This window comes from Geobacillus sp. ZGt-1, from assembly GCF_001026865.1.
In the GTDB taxonomy this organism is placed as follows: Bacteria; Bacillota; Bacilli; order Bacillales; family Anoxybacillaceae; genus Geobacillus; species Geobacillus thermoleovorans.
Genome location: NZ_LDPD01000023.1, coordinates 335,440 through 337,209 on the forward strand (window position 1 = coordinate 335,440; position 1,770 = coordinate 337,209).

Genomic DNA, 1,770 nt, shown 5'->3' on the forward strand with positions numbered 1-1,770 from the left:
AAAAGCGGCTGCAAGTCATCGAGGAGGAGCTCCTCATTCCGGAGCGGCAACGGTCCGCTTCGCCGCGGCTTGGCGGATCATTGTCGCCGGCCGATCGGCGCATCTTGTTTTTGCATAAACAAGGATTCCCGCTCGAAGACATCGCCCGTGAGACGGGGCTGACCGTTGCGGAAGTCGAGCGGGCGGTAAGGAGGTTGCGCCGATGAACAAGCGATCCATGCGTTCGTTTTCCCTCGGGTTGCTTGTATCGACAGCACTGATCGGCGCCTCGTATTACGCTTCACCCCCGGCTGCACCGACGGAAGCGGAAATCAAGACGTTCCTCAAACAGCATGGGCTTGTCGCCGTGGCGAAAGAGGAATACGACAGGCTCCGCAGCGCTCAGCCGAACGCCGCTCCGAAAGCGGCGTCCAAGCAGATGTCCGAACCATCAGGGCAAACCGTTTACGTCTATCGACTCGTTATTCAAAAAGGAGATACGCCAGAGACCTTTGCCCGCGAACTTGAAGAGGCTGGCATCATTCAAAGCGCCCGCGCCTTCAACGACTACTTGGAACAACATGGGCTGACGCGCTCCATCCGCCCCGGCGTCTACAACGTGCGGAGCGATATGGACTACGCAGCGATCGGCCGTTTGATTGCCGAACCATAACGAAAGAAGGTGTCCCTCCCAAAGGACCGGGACACCTTTTCTTAAGGCTGTGTCTGCGCATCAAACAGCGTTTTTTTGAAAGAAACACATCTTTTTTGAAACGAACTTTTTGTCCGTCATGCCTGACGCCCTCCGGCCGCTTTTATCATCCGAACCGCCCGGCGATATAATCCGCCGTCCGCTGATCAGCTGGACGAGAAAACAACGTTTTTGTCTCTCCGTACTCAATCACTTCTCCGTTTAAGAAAAACGCTGTCCGATCGGAAATGCGAGCCGCCTGCTGCATATTATGCGTGACAATGATGATGCTGTATTTTGTTTTCAGCTCGCCCATCAACTCCTCGACCTTCGCTGTCGAAATGGGATCGAGCGCTGATGTCGGTTCATCCATTAAAATGACATCCGGCTCGACGGCCAAACAGCGGGCGATGCACAGCCGCTGCTGTTGGCCGCCCGATAAACCGAGGGCATTTTCATGAAGCCGATCTTTGACTTCCTCCCAGAGCGCCGCTTGGCGCAAGCTTTTTTCGACGATCTCATCGAGCCGCCGCCGGTCGCGGATCCCATGAATGCGCGGCCCATAGGCGACGTTGTCATAAATCGACTTTGGAAACGGGTTGGGCTTTTGAAACACCATGCCCACTTGCGTCCGCAGCTGTTCAACAGGGTATGACGTGTCAAAAATGCGGCGGCCGCGATACAAAATCTCCCCTTCGAGCCGGACGTTTGGAATGAGCTCGATCATTCGATTGAGCGTTTTGATATAGGTTGACTTGCCGCATCCTGACGGGCCGATAATCGCTGTAATCTCGCGTTCATAAAAAGACAGGTGAATATGTTTTAACGCATGATGCTCGCCATACCATACGTTCAGTCCATTCGTTTCGTAAACAACCTCTTTTTTCACCAACTGGGCCGAAGGAATGTCCTCTTTTCGGCGCTCCACCACCGCCATCGTACTCATCGGCGTGACTCCTTTCATTTCCTTCCGCCCTCACTGGCAGCGGAAGATCGAGTTTTTCCTATCATAAGCATACAAAACGATCGTTAACGCTGTGTGGACGGTATGTAAAGTTTTTGTAAACGAACATCATTTTTTGGCTCTTCACCACAACATG

Annotated in this window: 3 protein-coding genes; 2 read left to right on the forward strand and 1 reads right to left on the reverse strand. The window is 53.4% G+C overall.

The annotated features are described in order from the left end of the window. On the forward strand, positions 1-206 hold a 206-nt coding region (locus VU18_RS10405; protein ID WP_047758072.1), incomplete at its 5' end, for a sigma factor-like helix-turn-helix DNA-binding protein. Next, positions 203-652, forward strand: a complete 450-nt coding sequence (locus VU18_RS10410; RefSeq protein ID WP_011231933.1) for an endolytic transglycosylase MltG — start codon at positions 203-205, stop codon at positions 650-652. The genes VU18_RS10405 and VU18_RS10410, both read left to right, overlap by 4 nt. Before the next feature lie 145 nt (positions 653-797). On the opposite strand, the gene pstB is transcribed toward VU18_RS10410, so the two are convergent. Further along, positions 798-1,607: a phosphate ABC transporter ATP-binding protein PstB gene (gene pstB, locus VU18_RS10415; RefSeq protein WP_119878022.1), complete on the reverse strand. Its 810-nt coding sequence runs from the start codon at positions 1,605-1,607 to the stop codon at positions 798-800. Positions 1,608-1,770: the final 163 nt, after the last annotated feature.